Genomic DNA, 14,582 nt, shown 5'->3' with positions numbered 1-14,582 from the left:
GGTTATGTGTGCGGGCCGCCGGCTGCTGCTCACCGGCGGAGAGCACAGCCCCGCTGTCCGTACACATGGGTGCCATGACTTCCAGCCACGAACCCATGCCCGCCGAGCACCTTGTCCCCCTGGTGACTTCACCGAAAAACAGCGGGCTGTCGGCCAGCCTGCCCGTGATCCTGGCGATCGGCGAGTCCACCAGCGGGACAACAGATGCAGACCACCAGCGGGCCATCGACCAGGCCCTGGCCAGCGGCGTCCAGGTGACATTCGAGCGCCCGCTGACCCCGGAGGAACGGCACGAGCTCGGCCTGGTTCCGGGGAAGAGCTTCGCCGACGCGCTCAAAGAGGCCATGGCCGCTCCCGCTGTCATCGAGCTCGGCACCATCAAGGACTTCCGGTGAGCCGCCGCCTGGCACCAAAGCTGTACCGGGCCCTCAATGCCGCCCCGCCGCAGGACATGGTCTCCAGCTTCCTCGCCGACACCCGGGGTCCGCACGTCTGGACAACCTATGTCCGGGCCACGCACCGGGATCTCGCCACGACCACACTCCACAACTTCGGACACGTCGACGTCCGGCCCGGCGAGCTGAAGACTCCCCCCGGCACTCCGGTGCTGGCCAACGACCTCACCCGCGCCCTGGATGCCGCCGGCGCCCCTGCGGAGGGCGAACTGGTCTACAACCCGAGGTTCGGCGGGGAGCTCATTCTGGCCCGCATCGTGGCCGGTTCAACTGAGTACCACCTGATCGGCGACTACCCCTGGCAAACACTGACTCTGCCGGCCTGACCGGGAGGCCAGACTGTCGGTGGGTCCGCGCACATTGAAGGTATGGAGACTATGACCGATTTCGCTGTCACGAGCACCATCACGTTCCGCCCGCTCCGGGTCCCGCCGCGCTGCCGGAAACCCCGGCCCGTCGTGGAAACCTTCAAGCACGAGTTCGTCATCCCGTGCGTCTCCTCCGAGCAGGCGCCGGTCGTAGCCCTCGTGCCTGACGACCGCGGCTACTACGGCACCACGCCCGGGGAGGACGCCCCGCTGCGGGCGCACGCCGGCAAGCTCTACACCGCCGAGATGCGCGGCCGGCAGCCGGTGCGGGCAGGCTCCGCTGCCTTCCCGGCCAAGGACAGCCACGAATCCTGGCAGGCCTGGGAGTACGAGGCCATCAACGAGGCCGGCCGGCGGTTCCAGGACATCCTCATCATCGACGGCGAAGTCTGGAAGCTCACGCCCGAACCCGCCTATGCGATCGTGACGATGGGCCTCGGTGGCAACCACGGCGGCACGTACCTGGAAATCGACTACGCCGGGCGGTACTCCCGGCAGTACGCGCTCACCGACTACGACGCCGCCGTCGAGGCTGCTGTCGCGTTCGCCACCAAGCGCGGGGACACCAACACGATCGGGATCATCCGCAAGACACCGAAGGCCACCATCCTGGACCCGTCGGCATTCAAAATCCCGTCGGAGACGGACACCCTCGCCGCCGCCCGTTCAGAGGTCATCGCTCTGGCGGCCAAGGCCCGGGACATCCTCTCCGGCACCTTGACGCGGGCCAGCCTCACCGAGGCCAAGGATCTGGCGGAGAAGGCCGCCAGCGTATTCTGGCAGCACGACCTCGAAGAGTTCATCGCCGAGTAGCGATACCCTTCCAGTGCCCGATCTGCCTGCGCGGATCGGGCACTTTCGCGTAGATCGCCGCACACATATGGGTGTAGGAAGTTCACAGCAACCAGAGGAAGAACATGAGTCTTTCACCCCAGAACCGCCAGCCGGTCGGCATCCCCGTCGGCGGCCAGTTCGCGGCCACCAACCACGCCGAGCCGGGCATCGGTCTCGGCACCTTCGCCAGCGCCGAGGAGTACGAAGCAGCGGTCGCCAGCGCCCTGTCCGCGGCCCGCGCCTACGAGACCAGCGACGTCGAGGAAATGCCCGACGTCGACTTCGACCGTCTGCTGTCCCGGATCGCTTCATACGAGGAGGCCAACGGGATCGAACCAGAGCATGACCTGCACGACGCGATCGGCCACGGCGGTGCCAGCGGCGGCGATGTCGAGCACGCCACCATGATGAAGTCCCTGGACAAGCCGGGTGAGGAAGCCGTCATCGAGTTCGCGGCCAAGCACCCGAACGCGGTCATCGAGCCCAAGATCGATGGCCTGGCCATCAGCGTCCGGTATGAGGACGGCAAAATGGTGCGGGCCGCCCGCCGCGGCGACGGCTACACCGGTGAGGACGTCACTGACCGGGTCCGCGGAGTCGAAGGCCTGCCCGAGATGGCCGGCGACGGCGACTACGAGGTCCGCGGCGAGCTGTACCTGAACGACGAGAACAAGGAAAAGGCCAACGCGGTCCGCGCCGCCGCCGGCAAGGCACCCTTCGCCAACGCCCGCAACGGCGTGGCCGGGATGCTCAACAAGCAGGACGGCTCCTACGCCGGCCTGTTCTCCTTCGCCGCGTACAGCACGACGATTGACGAAAAATCCGACCACCTTGACTCCATGCAGCAGCTGGAGGGCCTGGGCTTCACCACCGCCCGGTCCCTGCTGCCGCAGTCGGTCCTGGACGCCGAAGACCCGATGGCAGCCATCGCCGCACTCGGCGCCGAACGCAAGGGCCTGAGCTTCCTTATGGACGGGGCCGTCCTGAAGGTCAACACCGCCGCCGAACGAGCCGAACTGGGCGAAGGCTCCCGGGCGCCGAAGTGGGCCGTCGCCTACAAATACCCGGCGGTCGAGGAACCAACGGTCATCGAGGACATCGAGTACAACATCGGCAAGACCGGCCGCCTGTCCATCCGGGCCAGGCTCACCCCGGTGGAGGTGGACGGCTCCGTCGTGGAGTACGCCTCCCTGCACAACGTCGGCCACCTCCAGACCGCCGACATGCGCATCGGCGACACCGTGAGCGCGTACAAGGCGAACGACATCATCCCCCAAGTTCATCTGCCCCGCGCCGATCTCCGCGATGAGGGCTCCCAGCCTTGGCAGCCGCCGTCGGTGTGCCCGCAGTGCTCCGAGCCGTTCGACAAGTCCACCGAGCTCTGGCGTTGCCACACGCCCGAATGCAGTGTGAGCGGCCGCATCGCGTATGCCGCGTCCCGCGATGCAGGCTTCGACATCGAAGGCCTTGGCGGCTCCATCGGTGACGCGCTCATCGAGGCTGACCGGGTCAAGGACGTCGGCGATCTGTTCTCCCTCACTGAAGATCAGCTCGCCGAGCTGGACCTGGGTGAGACCTCCACCGGAGGCACCCGCACCCTGGGGCAGAAGAACGCGGCCAAGATCATGGCCGAGATTGAGAAGGCCAAGTCCCAGCCGCTCAACCGGGTCATCACGTCCCTGTCCATGCGGTTCACCGGCCGCACCTTCGGCCGCCGGCTGGCAGCTCAATTCGAGACGATGGAAGCCCTCCAGACCGCCACCGTCTCCCAGCTGGCCAACGTCGAAGGCATCGGCCAGAAGAAGGCTGAGGTTATCCACGAGCAGCTGAAGAAGAACGAGCCGGTCATCGCCAAGCTCCGCGCTGCTGGCGTGAACATGGGGGCCCCGAAGCCGAAGCCGGAAGCGGGCTCGAAAGCCCCGAAGCTGGCCAAGGCAGGTGGCGTGCCCTTGAACGTGGTCGTCACCGGCAGTGTCAAGGGCGCACCGAGCCTCGCTTCACTCTCCCGCAGCGGGGTCCAGGAGCTCATCGAAGCCAACGGCGGCAAGGCTTCGGGATCTGTATCAAAGACCACCGACCTGCTGGTCTCATCTGAAGAGAACTCGTCCAAGGTGATCAAGGCCCGCGAGCTTGGCATCAAGATTGTCACTCCTGAGGAATTCGCAAAGATGCTGGAGGACGGCGAAGCGTAGCCAACCGGCCACATGGAGAGGGCCTTTCCGTTACGGTGGGGAGGCCCTCTTCGTCGTCCGCACACATAGGCCACATGGAAATCTACGCCGAATCCGCCCTGCACAACACAGAGACACTCCCCTACGGCGACGACACCTTCCAGGTCGTCGAAGAAGCCGAGGGTGGGGTAATCGCCTACTGCCACCGGGGCAGCGCAGAACGTATCGTGGCCGCACTCCGGGCAGCTGACACCCGGATCATCCCCGCGTCCACGCTGGGAGAACTGATCAAGGCACTTGAATCCTGCTCTCCCGACGCCCCTCTCTACGTGGACTACCGCGGCCATCTGATCCATCCGGGAATCGCGATGTACTACCGCGGCTACCATGACGACCTGGCAATCAGCCCTGACGGCACCGGGGACGATACGGTCTCCGACCTCACCGAAACTCTCCGTGACATCCTTCGCGATGGCTTCACGCGCCCCGGCACAGAGACAGCCGCATACGAAACCACGGAGGTCTGGATTGCAAAGCTTCGCGATGCCAGCAACCTGCACGTGACCGGGATCAGAGTTGAACGGTACAGAGTCGTCATCCTGACGGATGACCGGGGCCGGTAGGACCAGCGATGAGTCTGACTCGGCCGTCCGCACACATGACGCCCATGGACACTGAACAGCAGACCCCCACCTTTGACATCGGCTATCACCGCTGGGTTGCCGCCCAAATCCGAAGCGGCCGTGCAACGGCTGGCACAATTGAGGGCTCCCATGAGTGGCTCCTAGCCGAGGTCGAGCGACTGACATACCTGGTGGCGCCGGCCAAACTGCAGCAGCCTGCCAGCACCGAACCCGTCCAGGTCAACACTCTGCCGGAGCTTATCGACGTCCTGGCGAAGCATCCCAAGAATGCAGACGTCCAGGTCGAGTACATGGGCATGAAGTCCTCCCCGGGCTACATGGGCTCCTACCGGGGCTACTACGACCAGCTCGCCATAGATCCAAACGGCCGGGAGCCGAAGAACGTGGCCGATGTCCTGAAAGAGCTCCGAACAATCCGCAGGAAGGGCATCCAGGGCGAGGGCGGCCCCTATGAGGTCAAGACCCACACCGGCGTCTGGGTGGACCGCGGCCAGGCTGAGCAGCAGCACGTTTCCGGTGTCCGCATCGACGGCGGCATCGTGGTCATCATGACCGAGGAGAGAGACTGGTAGCGGCGAGGTAACATTGGCATATTCACCAAATTCACCTCTTTGTCCAAATTCACCAGATTCACACAGATTCACCTGACAGGGCCCCGCACATGACCGAAATGGAGAACCCGTTCCGCCCGACCGCTGGCGCTACCCCGCCGGAAGTCATCGGCCGCGCGGGGTTACTGGACGAATTCGAGTACGGCCTCAGGCTCGGCTCCGGGGCTCCCGGTCTGCTCTCCATTTTCACGGGCGCCCGTGGCATCGGCAAGACAGTGATGCTCGGCGCAGCCCATGACGTGGCGCGTGAGCACGGCTGGGCGGTGATTTCTCAAACCGCCAACGGTAAATTCATGGGCCGGATCGGGGAGAAGATGCGCCGTCTTGCCGAGGAACTGGGCGATGGGCCTGAACCCCGCCGGCGTCTCACTGGAGCCACCCTCGCTGGATTTGGCCTGACGTCAACGCTCACACCGGAGCGCGAGGTGGATTGGCGGGACCTGGGCGAAAATCTCCTCCGGCTCCTGGATGATCGCGGGACCGGCCTGGTTATCACCGTGGATGAGATCCATGCAGCCGACCGGGATGAACTGGCAGCGCTGGCAGCGAACGTCCAGCACTTTATCCAGGACCGCCTGCCGATTGCCTTGATCTTTGCCGGTCTACCATCCGCAGTGTCAGATCTGCTCAACGAGGGCGTCGCGACATTTCTCCGCCGGGCCGACAAAATCGACCTCCACGCAGCTGCTGTCCGTGACGTCGAGGTTTCGTTCACCGAAACATTCAAAGCCGCGGGTATTGCTGTCACACCGGACCTGATCAGTCGGGCGGCCACGGCAACCGGCGGCTACCCCTTCCTCATTCAACTGGTGGGTTACTTCCTTTGGAGGGAGGCTGAGATACATCAGGACTCCCTCACCCCGGATGCCGTTGACCGGGCGATCGCCGCGGCTATCCGGCGCAACGAACGCGTGGTGATCGAAGCCGCCCTTGCCAATGTTTCCGGCAAAGACCTCGAGTTCCTTCACGCCATGGCTGTGGATGAGGGCACCTCAAGTGCCGCCGACCTGATACATCGGACAGGGTCAAGGCCGACGCTGGTCGCCAAGTACAGGACGAGGCTCCTGGCTGCTGGGCTCATCGAGTCAGCCGGCCATGGAAGGGTCGACTTCGCCATCCCCGGTCTCCGGCAGTATCTCCGCAAAAACCCACTGGACTGACGGGCCTCCGGGCACCGATCCGCTACCGTCCGCACACATGACGGGCATGGAAGCTACCGCACCTGTCTCAGCCGACCTCGAAGCCGTCACGGACCTGGTGATGAAACGCCAGCTCATCGATGTCCAGCGAGACCATGCCAAGGGCATCGTGAAGATGGTTCTGGAGTGCGCCGCAGAGGCGGCCGGCCCTGTTGTTCCCGCGTATAGGCCAACCGTCCGCCGGATCAATGTCACGGTCCAGGACATTTCCCTCATGGAGATTGGCCGCGGATTCTGCGATCACGTGGGCTATGTGACTGGTTGGGACGGCGGGCTCGTCCGGAGAGGCAGCGCGTATAGTGCGCCGAGCAATACCTCCGAGCCGAATCCGCCAAGCAACGAACTAAGCCACCTGATCGGGCACAATGTCGCCCTCTGGGTCACAGACGATGAGTTCTTCGCCATGCCGACGATCATCCAGTTCAACGACCTGGGGAAGCCGGAATGAAGCTGACCCTGACCGAAACGACCTGGGACCGGTCACTGGAACGCCGCTGGGACCTCAGCGACGCGGAACCCGTGCTGACCCACCCGCTGTATCCGACCGTGGAATTCATTCCCGTTGACCTGCGGGTGTGGTGGCAGGTTAGCAGCGGCCGATGGCCCTCCTCCTGCCGTTCGCATGCCTGGCCAGCCAAGGATAAAGACCGGGACCACACATTCGCTTCCTGGGACTCTTCCGGCGGCGGCTACCCAGCAGCCATGCCAGAGTGGGTACGGGAACTGGCCAAGGAAGTTCGGGCCGACCTGGACACCAACCGGACAACCCCGGACACCGGAACCGCCGACTTCTGGGGCTACGGCCTGGACCGCCGCTGGATTCTCGAGGAGGCCGCCCCGGTCGCCGACAGGCAGGGCCGCGCGTTTGTCCCCGTCGACCTGGACATCTCGTGGAATTACTACCCGGACCGGCCCGAGCGCGATCACCGGTACAGCATCTACGCCCATTCAGCTGGCCGCAGCGACCGGTCCACTGCGCAATGGGGCGGCACCCGCGCCTGGCACGACACCTACCTGCCTGGGTGGATCCGCGACCTCGCCGACGCCCAATACGAGGAGCTGGCGGCAACCGCGAAAGCCTCAACCGAAGTGCGGAACGCCGCGTGAGTCTCCCGCACCCGGACCGGTCCAGGGAAAGCCCCTGGGCAACCTGGCCTGACTCGATGCCCGAACCCGTCGCAAGTCATGAGTTTGAAAACGTTGGCGACGAAACCCGAAACCTGTACCGCGCCACCATGCCCAACGGCGCAACTGCCGAATGCTGGACGGTCCTCAACTCCTGGGACGGGGGACGAAGAGTACGGCTACACGGGAGACTGGGCGCCCTACGGACTCGCATACAACCCTGCGCTGGAATTCCTTGACGGCGAGGGCGCATCAGCCATCTTCTACTGTCTGGAACAGTGGCTTCTTATGGACCGCGGGGAAGCCTGCGAGACCTGCCGCTGCTCAGGACGAGTAGCCGCCTTCTTGTTCATGTCGGTCCAGGATTCATGGCAGTCATGTCCGACATGCCTGGGCACTGGCCGGATCCCCCACCAGCCCGATCAGCGCCCGATGGAATGCTGAGCCGCCCCGTCATCACCGGACTGACTTGCGGGCACTTTGATGGGTAGGTCCGCACACATGGTGAGACAAGCACCAGCCACAACGGAGGACCTTTGAGTATCGCCATGAACGACATCACCAGTCAGTACCGCACCATCGCGTCGACCCGTGACGTCATCGAACTGGCTGCCATCCTGCTCCATCCCGAACGTGAGCGCCCGGCCGTCGTCGTCTCGACCACGAAGAACGGCCCAATCATCAACCCGGCAGCCCTGGCCGCACGGCTAGGCAGCGACGTGGACGTCTACCTGCTCAGCTCGGCCAGCCTGGCCTATGACTTCCAGGACGCCATGCCCTTGGACACCTCGGTCTATGGAGGGGCGGCCCGCTGCTACCCGCCCGGCAACGGCTGGGCCAAGAACTCCGCCAAGTCGATGGTCCGCCTGGCCTACACCGAAGAGGAAGGCCGCTCGGCGATCTCCTTGCTGGTCGATGACGTCGCCGACATGGAGCCGCTGGTTCCAGTGAAGGCGACCACCTCCAGTGCGCCACGGCCCGCCACCGCCAGCCCCGTTGAAGGCATCGTCTCGGTGATCCTGGAGCCGGACGGCGTCCTCATCAAACTCGAAGACGGCATCGCCCGGATCGACACTTCGGTGCTTGCGCCCGGGATCAGCCCCGAACGCCTGTTCAGCCCCTCCCAGAAAGTCACCGGCACCGTCCGCGACGGCGTCTTCACGATCACCGATGGACTGCACACGCCGGCAGACGCGGCCGACCATGCCGATCGAGGCACAACTCAGCCGGCCCTGGTCATCTCGCAGAAAAGGGTCGTGTTGTTTCCCGGTCTGTCAGTGCGGCACGCCAATAATGAGCCGGTCGGATCGGTCATCGCCGTCCACGTCGGGCTCTCCGGGCGTGCGGACGGGAAGGCCTGGAAGCTGAGCACCGTCACCGACCCCGAGGAAGTCGCGGAGGCACTCCCCTTCATGATCGGCGGCGACCCGTGGATCCGCTTGGGCCAGCCCGCTCCCGCAGCTGCGACAGTGTCCACGGAACTGGAGACTTCCGAACTGGTGGCGCCGCCGGCACACCAACCGGCGACCGAAACAACCCCTGATCCCGCTGTCTTCGACCCGTTCTCTGCACTCGACGGGGTACGGTCCCGGCTCGAACATCTTTCCGCGGAAAACGCACGCCTGAGCCGCGAGCTCGAGGATCTCCTGATGGACTCTGCCGAGGAGCCTGACGGAATCCCACTGCCCTCCCCGGCCATGGCCGGCGTAGAAACGGAACGTCTGCGCGCCCAGGTTGCTCTACTGACCCGGGACCGCGCCGACAGGATCCGGGACCACCGCCGCGCCATGTCTGACGCCGATGATCTGGCCACCGAGAACGCCAGCCTGGCCCGGACGGTCAAGGGGCTGCGCGAGGACGTCCGCAAAGAACGGGCACGGGCCGACCGCGCCCGCCAGATGTCCCGCGACATTGATGACCTCACCGATCCAGGCCCACTCTTCAGCGATCCCGAGGACCAGTTCCGGCACGAGGTCTACCTTGAATGGGCCACCCGCATTCCGGCCGGCGCGAAGGCCGAAACGACACTCGCCGAGTACGGCCTGGCCGACGGGTTCCTGACCGCTGTCGATGACATCCAGGGCATTGACCGGGCCAAGATCATCGCGGTCGCCGTTGAGGTGCTGACCGGCCTCGCCGATTCACTCCCGGGCCGGGACATGCACCGGCTCCGGGACGGCGTCGCCGGCACGTCAACAGTAGAAGACCCGGTGCTGGGTACCGCCTGGCGGGTTGCTCTGCAGGTGAAAACCGCGTCGGCCCGTCGCATGCACTTTTGGCGCGGGACTGACGGGAAGATCGTGTTCGCCACTGTGGGGCTGCACGACGATATGGACATTTGAGCACGGGGAGGGGCCGGCCGGGTTCCGCACACATGAGGGGTACAACCAAGTCTTCCCCGGAAGGAAGGAACCCCCATGGACCAGCCCGATTTCGACAAGGCAGAGCGCACGATCGTAGGCCTGCTTTACGAGATGACCGACGCGCAGCGCGAATCGATCCTGTACACAGTCAAAGCCAAGACCAGCACCGTGAAGACCGTGCTGGTGTCCAGATATGATCTCAAGCGCGCGGTCAAGAGCGAGCTGAAAACCGACCCCACCGAGCCTGTCCTCGAATTGATGGAACGGTCGGCGATCTGGAAGGGCCTGGAGGAATCCCTCGCTGCTGCCGCGGCGCGAGAGATCAACGAAATGCTGGCAGGCTTCCGGCAGGGCTGACACCGCCCCGCCGCAGAGCAGGCGGAATGACCCCCTTCCCGTTGCCGGGGAGGGGGTCTTTCCTCTCCGCACACATGAGCTGCATGAGAACTCTTGATCGCAATTACCTGGCCGCCCACCCCACCGGTGAAGAGCCCGCCGTATTCACCCTGAACCTCACTCTCCCTGAGTCGATTGACGTGCCGAACAACCCGGACGGCACCCGTCCTCAGGTCACGCTCAAAGCCACATCAGACACCTACGGGAACCTTCTGGGGCTGCTCGGCTACATCCACGACGAAGAAGTCCACGACAACGTCTGGGCCATCCTTTTGGAGAACATCGACGAAGCGAAGCTGGAAGCGTTCGACACGCTTGAGGGAGCGGCTCCGTTCATGCGTGAGGCAGCTTCGGAAGTTGTGACACCGTTCCGCACCTTCACGCTGTCACTCGCGCTGGAGGCCGAGGAATTGTCAGTGGTCAGCGGCGTTCTGGAACTGACGGCACCGGACATGGTCAGCGCCGCAAAGGCATTGAAGTCCATGACCCGTCCGCACGTCCTGTCCGAGCTCGCCATTTCGTTCTCACCGGAGACTGAAGATTACGACGACTACGCAGGCGGCAACGAGGTCCTCGTCGTCTCCTGACCGACCAACGCTGAGAACCCGCCCACCCCTCTATGGGAGGCGGGTTCTCACGCGTGTCCGAAGACGGAGAGGGACTCTCCAAAGTCCGTACACATGAGGTGCATGGCAAAGATCAGCACCCCCAAAGATCTCCGCAACCTCGTCAAATTAGCCGAGTCCCAGGGCTGGGAATTCGACCGCACCAACTCCGGACACGTGAAGTTCTGCTCCCCCTACCGGGGGGAATCGCCGGTGTTCTACTCCGGCACCCCCGGTGATCGCCGCGCCCACAACAACCTCCTGGCCAAGCTTCGCCGCGCCGGGCTCGACATCCCCCGCTCGTTCGCATCCTAGGTGTGCGGCACTCCATGCCCCAAAGGTGGTTGAATCAGACCCGGCACCCTGGACTGAGGACGCCGCCGCCGAGAGGACCTTTTCTAATGACCCACAACCCCCGCTCCATGACCTGGGAGGAACGCTGCGCCCACCTGGCGACGTGGGTCAACCTCAACGGCCGCACACCCAGCCAGTTGAGCGAGGATGCCCTCGAGCGCAGTTGCTACGGCTGGCTGACAGAAAACCGGAAAAAGCTGCAGGCGGGGAAGCTCACTCCGACCCAGGAGCAGCTGTTCAGAGCGCTGCCAGTCTCTGTCGTCTCCCGCAACACCATCCACGACAGGATGGACGAGCTCGAGCGCTTTTACACCGCAAATGGACGCCTCCCGCTGACCACTGCTGTCGATTCCGAAGAGAAGTCCCTGGCGACTTTCCTCGTCGCCAACCTTCGCGCAAAGATCAAGAAGGGCGGCCTTGGCGCGGCGCTGCTCAAACGAGCAGAGGCGATCCCGGGCGTGGTGAGCTTCGCCCTCATCCCCGATCAGGAACAGACTCTGCATGAGCTGTCTGAGTATGCTGCCCGGAACGGGCATCTGCCTCCGTTCGGGGTTTCGGACAACAAAGAGGAATACCGGCTCAGCAGCTGGATTCGCAACAACACCAGGGGCAGGCCGGAAGACAAGTCGCCAACCCTTAGGGCGCGGCATGAAGCAATCCTGCTTCTGATGGACCGCTACCCGGCGGCTGCCGACATGGAACGCGAACGGGCGATCCGACGGCGTGAAGAGTGGCTTCGCGATCTGGAGGCTTACACCGAGGAGCATCAGCACCATCCACCCGGCACCAGAGGTGAGGGCGAGCACTTGAAGCGCCTGACCGCGGCCCTGACCGCCTTCCGTAAAGACCTGGGTGCGGGAAAACTCAGCGTCGAAGAGGAGGTCCGGGTCAAGGCGATCCTTACATTCCCAAGCATCCAGGACTACGAATGGCAGTCAAGCTTCGAAGCCCTCGTCGAATACGCCGCCTCGCACGACGGGCGGCTCCCTGGAACATGGGGCGAAGGAAAGCTCTTTTCCTGGCTGACCTTCCAGCGCCGCCAATACCGAAAAGGCACACTGGCTCGGGATCGGATTGAGAGGCTGCGGGTTATCGAGGGCGCCCTTCCCGCCGGCACCCATGCCGCGGAAGCCGGGGAACTGTAACTGCCGGGCGGCAACAGGATGGTCACCCTTCCTCAGCGGGTCGACTGATGCGGGCCGCCGCACACATGAGCTTCATGACCACTACCGTGACCGTCCATGACAGTGTTGCATTCCTGCTCGGCCGGGCCCGAGGGCACCTGAGCGTGGCAGCGATCCACCGGATGACCTACTACGCGCAGGGCTGGCATCTTGCCTGGGCCGGGACTGCGCTGTTCCACGAGGAGATCCGTATCCGGAATTCCGGTCCAGTGGCGCACGCCTTGTTCCCGTTCCAGAAGGACGGTGCCACCGAGACTGAGTGGCCCGCCGGCAACGCCGCGGCAATCACCGGACATTCTGCCGAGGTACTCAAGTACGTCTTCAACTCCTACGGCCATATGACCGGGATCAGCATGGGCGAACTTGCCCGCAAGGAAGCACCCTGCATCCTGGCGCTGGCTCGAAAAACCTCAGAGGACACCGAGCCGGTGATCGACCTGGCCGAGATGAAATCCTTCTTCAAAGCCCTCGATGACGCCCCCGAAGACCAGACGGCGTACGCGAACCGGTTCATGGCTCAGTACACCGACGAAACCTTGCGGGTCTGGCCGTGACCGCCGCCCCTGGCTCCCCAACCACCGGGCACACGCTGATCGGTCCCCGCTACGCGACCGCGTCGCTGCCCGATGACGACTACGCCGGCTGGCACTGGAAATGCAGCTGCGGCGCCGAAGCCAGCCCGTGGATCCAAAACTGGCCGGAGTCACGGGAAGAAGCCCAAGGAGAGTGGCGGCTGCATCTGGAGTAGCGGAACGGCTGATCTTGCGGTTGGCCTGCAGCCGGGTCCACAATGATCGGAAAATCCTCAGGAGATCGCCATGTGGTGGAGTTTCTGGATTGCCGTCGTGATTGGGCTTATATCTGCCATCCCGATCTGGAACCATCCCGACCACGAAAATTTCTGGATCATCCTGGGTGGCATAGCCACCGCCATCCAAAGCTCGGTGCAGACGGCCATGGCACCGCCCACGATCGTGCAGAGGTGCATTAGCGGTCCGATCCCCTTGTGCTACAAGGACAAGGCCAGGGCCGATGAGCTTCTCGGTAGCCCCTCGGAACAATTTTGGGGATTCATCGGCGGGATACTCGCTGACGTCGCCGGTGCCCTTACTGCCGGGGTTCTTGTCATCCTCGTCCTTTCGGTCTTCGTCGGAGGCTCAGCCGGCAGAAAGAAGCTTCACGAAGTCTTCTGGTGAGGTAGCCTGCCCGCTCCGCACACATAGGCGGCATGGAAACTCTCGAAGCCGTACGCGCGCTCGTCACCATAGAAACCGTCACCTCGCTCACGGAGATCGAAAACGCTGACTTCATCGCCATCGCCAAGGTGCGCGGATGGAACCTGGTTGTGAAAAAAGACGAGGTAGCCGCCGGCGACAAAGTGGTCTACTTCGAAATAGACAGCCATCTTCCCCTGGGAGACCCGCGCTTCGCGTTCCTGGAGCCCCGAGGCGCCAAGACTTTCAACGGGGTCCACGGCCACGTCCTCAAGACCGCCCGGATGCGGGGCATCTACTCCCAGGGCCTGGCCATGCCGGCCACCCTGTTCCCTGAATTGGAAACTCTGGCCGGCAGTGAAGACCTCGCCACCGCCCTCGGCGTCACCAAGTTCGAGAAGCCGATCCCCGAAGAAATCGCCGGGAAGGTATCAGGCGAGTTCCCGACCCGGTTTGCCCCCAGGACCGGCGCTGAGCGGGTCCAGAACCTGACAGACGTCTACGCCGACCTCCGCGCCAACTACGACTGGATCGCCACCGAGAAGATTGATGGTGAGTCCACAACCTTCATTAACCACGACGGCACCCTGCGGGTCGCCGGCCGTGAATGGGAGTTCTCCGCCCCGGCCAGCCCCGCTGAGGCCACTGCCCCTTGGAGGATCGCCGCCGAATACAACATCCTCGAACGCCTGCCGCAGGGCTACACCGTCCAGGGCGAGCTGTACGGCGCCGGAGTCCTCGCCAAAAACACCCTCAAGGAGGCTGGCAAGAAGTTCCTCGCATTCAACGTCCTGCGCGACGGTGTATTCGTCCCCCGGTCTGAATGGCCTGCCGCGATCGAAGAGATCGGCACCCCGGTCCTGGACCTCGAATTCCCGGCCACGGTTGATGAGGCACTCGCCCAGGTCGAAGGCATGAAATCCCTTCTGAACCCGGATGTCATGGCCGAAGGCATCGTCTGGCACAACACCGCCGGCGCCCGGATCTCCGAACTCCAAGGCCGGACCGGAATGAAAGCCATCAACAACAAATGGCTCGTCAAGAACTCCTAACGAAAGG

Annotated in this window: 18 protein-coding genes; all 18 read left to right on the top strand. The window is 64.1% G+C overall.

From position 1 onward, the window contains the following. The first annotated feature begins 74 nt into the window (after positions 1–74). The 18 genes from ABIB45_RS04110 to ABIB45_RS04025 all read left to right on the top strand — a co-directional run bounded on the left by ABIB45_RS04110 (position 75) and on the right by ABIB45_RS04025 (position 14,575). Entirely contained in the window at positions 75–395 is a 321-nt protein-coding gene (locus ABIB45_RS04110; RefSeq protein ID WP_354214666.1) for a hypothetical protein, read from the top strand. Then, a complete protein-coding gene (locus tag ABIB45_RS04105) occupies positions 392–781 on the top strand; it encodes a hypothetical protein (protein WP_354214665.1) in 390 nt (129 codons plus the stop codon). Before ABIB45_RS04110 ends, ABIB45_RS04105 begins: the two co-directional genes overlap by 4 nt. 51 nt (positions 782–832) lie before the next feature. After that, positions 833–1,636: a DUF8359 domain-containing protein gene (locus ABIB45_RS04100; protein WP_354214664.1), complete on the top strand. Its 804-nt coding sequence runs from the start codon at positions 833–835 to the stop codon at positions 1,634–1,636. Between the two features lie 104 nt (positions 1,637–1,740). Continuing rightward, positions 1,741–3,849: an NAD-dependent DNA ligase LigA gene (gene ligA, locus ABIB45_RS04095; RefSeq protein WP_354214663.1), complete on the top strand. Its 2,109-nt coding sequence runs from the start codon at positions 1,741–1,743 to the stop codon at positions 3,847–3,849. Between the two features lie 74 nt (positions 3,850–3,923). Next, positions 3,924–4,451 carry a hypothetical protein gene (locus ABIB45_RS04090; RefSeq protein ID WP_354214662.1) on the top strand — a complete coding sequence of 176 codons (528 nt, stop codon included), beginning with the start codon at positions 3,924–3,926 and terminating at the stop codon, positions 4,449–4,451. Between the two features lie 8 nt (positions 4,452–4,459). Beyond that, positions 4,460–5,044 carry a hypothetical protein gene (locus ABIB45_RS04085; RefSeq protein WP_354214661.1) on the top strand — a complete coding sequence of 195 codons (585 nt, stop codon included), beginning with the start codon at positions 4,460–4,462 and terminating at the stop codon, positions 5,042–5,044. An 89-nt stretch (positions 5,045–5,133) separates the two neighbouring features. Then, positions 5,134–6,243 (top strand): ATP-binding protein, encoded by a 1,110-nt coding sequence (locus ABIB45_RS04080; protein ID WP_354214660.1) that lies wholly within the window; start codon positions 5,134–5,136, stop codon positions 6,241–6,243. Between the two features lie 46 nt (positions 6,244–6,289). Next, positions 6,290–6,730, top strand: a complete 441-nt coding sequence (locus tag ABIB45_RS04075; RefSeq protein ID WP_354214659.1) for a hypothetical protein — start codon at positions 6,290–6,292, stop codon at positions 6,728–6,730. Next, complete coding sequence (locus ABIB45_RS04070; protein ID WP_354214658.1) at positions 6,727–7,389, top strand: hypothetical protein; 663 nt, start codon at positions 6,727–6,729, stop codon at positions 7,387–7,389. Before ABIB45_RS04075 ends, ABIB45_RS04070 begins: the two co-directional genes overlap by 4 nt. A gap of 566 nt (positions 7,390–7,955) precedes the next feature. After that, entirely contained in the window at positions 7,956–9,749 is a 1,794-nt protein-coding gene (locus ABIB45_RS04065) for a hypothetical protein (protein WP_354214657.1), read from the top strand. Positions 9,750–9,824: 75 nt separating this feature from the next. Then, positions 9,825–10,127, top strand: coding sequence for a hypothetical protein (locus tag ABIB45_RS04060; RefSeq protein ID WP_354214656.1), 303 nt, complete (start codon positions 9,825–9,827; stop codon positions 10,125–10,127). Between the two features lie 83 nt (positions 10,128–10,210). Then, the gene (locus ABIB45_RS04055; RefSeq protein WP_354214655.1) at positions 10,211–10,753 is read left to right on the top strand and encodes a hypothetical protein; all 543 of its coding nucleotides are present in this window, start codon (positions 10,211–10,213) and stop codon (positions 10,751–10,753) included. Between the two features lie 102 nt (positions 10,754–10,855). After that, positions 10,856–11,086, top strand: a complete 231-nt coding sequence (locus ABIB45_RS04050; RefSeq protein WP_354214654.1) for a hypothetical protein — start codon at positions 10,856–10,858, stop codon at positions 11,084–11,086. A gap of 86 nt (positions 11,087–11,172) precedes the next feature. After that, complete coding sequence (locus tag ABIB45_RS04045; protein ID WP_354214653.1) at positions 11,173–12,270, top strand: helicase associated domain-containing protein; 1,098 nt, start codon at positions 11,173–11,175, stop codon at positions 12,268–12,270. A gap of 74 nt (positions 12,271–12,344) precedes the next feature. Further along, complete coding sequence (locus ABIB45_RS04040; RefSeq protein ID WP_354214652.1) at positions 12,345–12,863, top strand: Panacea domain-containing protein; 519 nt, start codon at positions 12,345–12,347, stop codon at positions 12,861–12,863. Continuing rightward, positions 12,860–13,057, top strand: a complete 198-nt coding sequence (locus tag ABIB45_RS04035) for a hypothetical protein (protein WP_354214651.1) — start codon at positions 12,860–12,862, stop codon at positions 13,055–13,057. Before ABIB45_RS04040 ends, ABIB45_RS04035 begins: the two co-directional genes overlap by 4 nt. 70 nt (positions 13,058–13,127) lie before the next feature. Further along, positions 13,128–13,505: a hypothetical protein gene (locus tag ABIB45_RS04030; protein WP_354214650.1), complete on the top strand. Its 378-nt coding sequence runs from the start codon at positions 13,128–13,130 to the stop codon at positions 13,503–13,505. A 32-nt stretch (positions 13,506–13,537) separates the two neighbouring features. Then, positions 13,538–14,575 carry an RNA ligase family protein gene (locus ABIB45_RS04025; RefSeq protein WP_354214649.1) on the top strand — a complete coding sequence of 346 codons (1,038 nt, stop codon included), beginning with the start codon at positions 13,538–13,540 and terminating at the stop codon, positions 14,573–14,575. The last annotated feature ends 7 nt before the right edge of the window (positions 14,576–14,582 follow it).

The sequence above is a fragment of the Arthrobacter sp. UYCo732 genome, from assembly GCF_040547265.1.
Classification (GTDB): Bacteria; Actinomycetota; Actinomycetes; order Actinomycetales; family Micrococcaceae; genus Arthrobacter.
This window is presented reverse-complemented; position numbering and strand designations above follow the sequence as displayed.

What these genes read in the sequence shown, in the direction of transcription:
- ABIB45_RS04110 (WP_354214666.1), top strand. Translation starts at nt 75, where the DNA reads ATGACTTCCAGCCACGAACCCATGCCCGCCGAGCACCTTGTCCCCCTG.
- ABIB45_RS04100 (WP_354214664.1), top strand. Translation starts at nt 833, where the DNA reads ATGACCGATTTCGCTGTCACGAGCACCATCACGTTCCGCCCGCTCCGG.
- ligA (WP_354214663.1), top strand. Translation starts at nt 1,741, where the DNA reads ATGAGTCTTTCACCCCAGAACCGCCAGCCGGTCGGCATCCCCGTCGGC.
- ABIB45_RS04090 (WP_354214662.1), top strand. Translation starts at nt 3,924, where the DNA reads ATGGAAATCTACGCCGAATCCGCCCTGCACAACACAGAGACACTCCCC.
- ABIB45_RS04085 (WP_354214661.1), top strand. Translation starts at nt 4,460, where the DNA reads ATGAGTCTGACTCGGCCGTCCGCACACATGACGCCCATGGACACTGAA.
- ABIB45_RS04080 (WP_354214660.1), top strand. Translation starts at nt 5,134, where the DNA reads ATGACCGAAATGGAGAACCCGTTCCGCCCGACCGCTGGCGCTACCCCG.
- ABIB45_RS04075 (WP_354214659.1), top strand. Translation starts at nt 6,290, where the DNA reads ATGGAAGCTACCGCACCTGTCTCAGCCGACCTCGAAGCCGTCACGGAC.
- ABIB45_RS04070 (WP_354214658.1), top strand. Translation starts at nt 6,727, where the DNA reads ATGAAGCTGACCCTGACCGAAACGACCTGGGACCGGTCACTGGAACGC.
- ABIB45_RS04065 (WP_354214657.1), top strand. Translation starts at nt 7,956, where the DNA reads ATGAACGACATCACCAGTCAGTACCGCACCATCGCGTCGACCCGTGAC.
- ABIB45_RS04060 (WP_354214656.1), top strand. Translation starts at nt 9,825, where the DNA reads ATGGACCAGCCCGATTTCGACAAGGCAGAGCGCACGATCGTAGGCCTG.
- ABIB45_RS04055 (WP_354214655.1), top strand. Translation starts at nt 10,211, where the DNA reads ATGAGAACTCTTGATCGCAATTACCTGGCCGCCCACCCCACCGGTGAA.
- ABIB45_RS04050 (WP_354214654.1), top strand. Translation starts at nt 10,856, where the DNA reads ATGGCAAAGATCAGCACCCCCAAAGATCTCCGCAACCTCGTCAAATTA.
- ABIB45_RS04045 (WP_354214653.1), top strand. Translation starts at nt 11,173, where the DNA reads ATGACCCACAACCCCCGCTCCATGACCTGGGAGGAACGCTGCGCCCAC.
- ABIB45_RS04040 (WP_354214652.1), top strand. Translation starts at nt 12,345, where the DNA reads ATGACCACTACCGTGACCGTCCATGACAGTGTTGCATTCCTGCTCGGC.
- ABIB45_RS04030 (WP_354214650.1), top strand. Translation starts at nt 13,128, where the DNA reads ATGTGGTGGAGTTTCTGGATTGCCGTCGTGATTGGGCTTATATCTGCC.
- ABIB45_RS04025 (WP_354214649.1), top strand. Translation starts at nt 13,538, where the DNA reads ATGGAAACTCTCGAAGCCGTACGCGCGCTCGTCACCATAGAAACCGTC.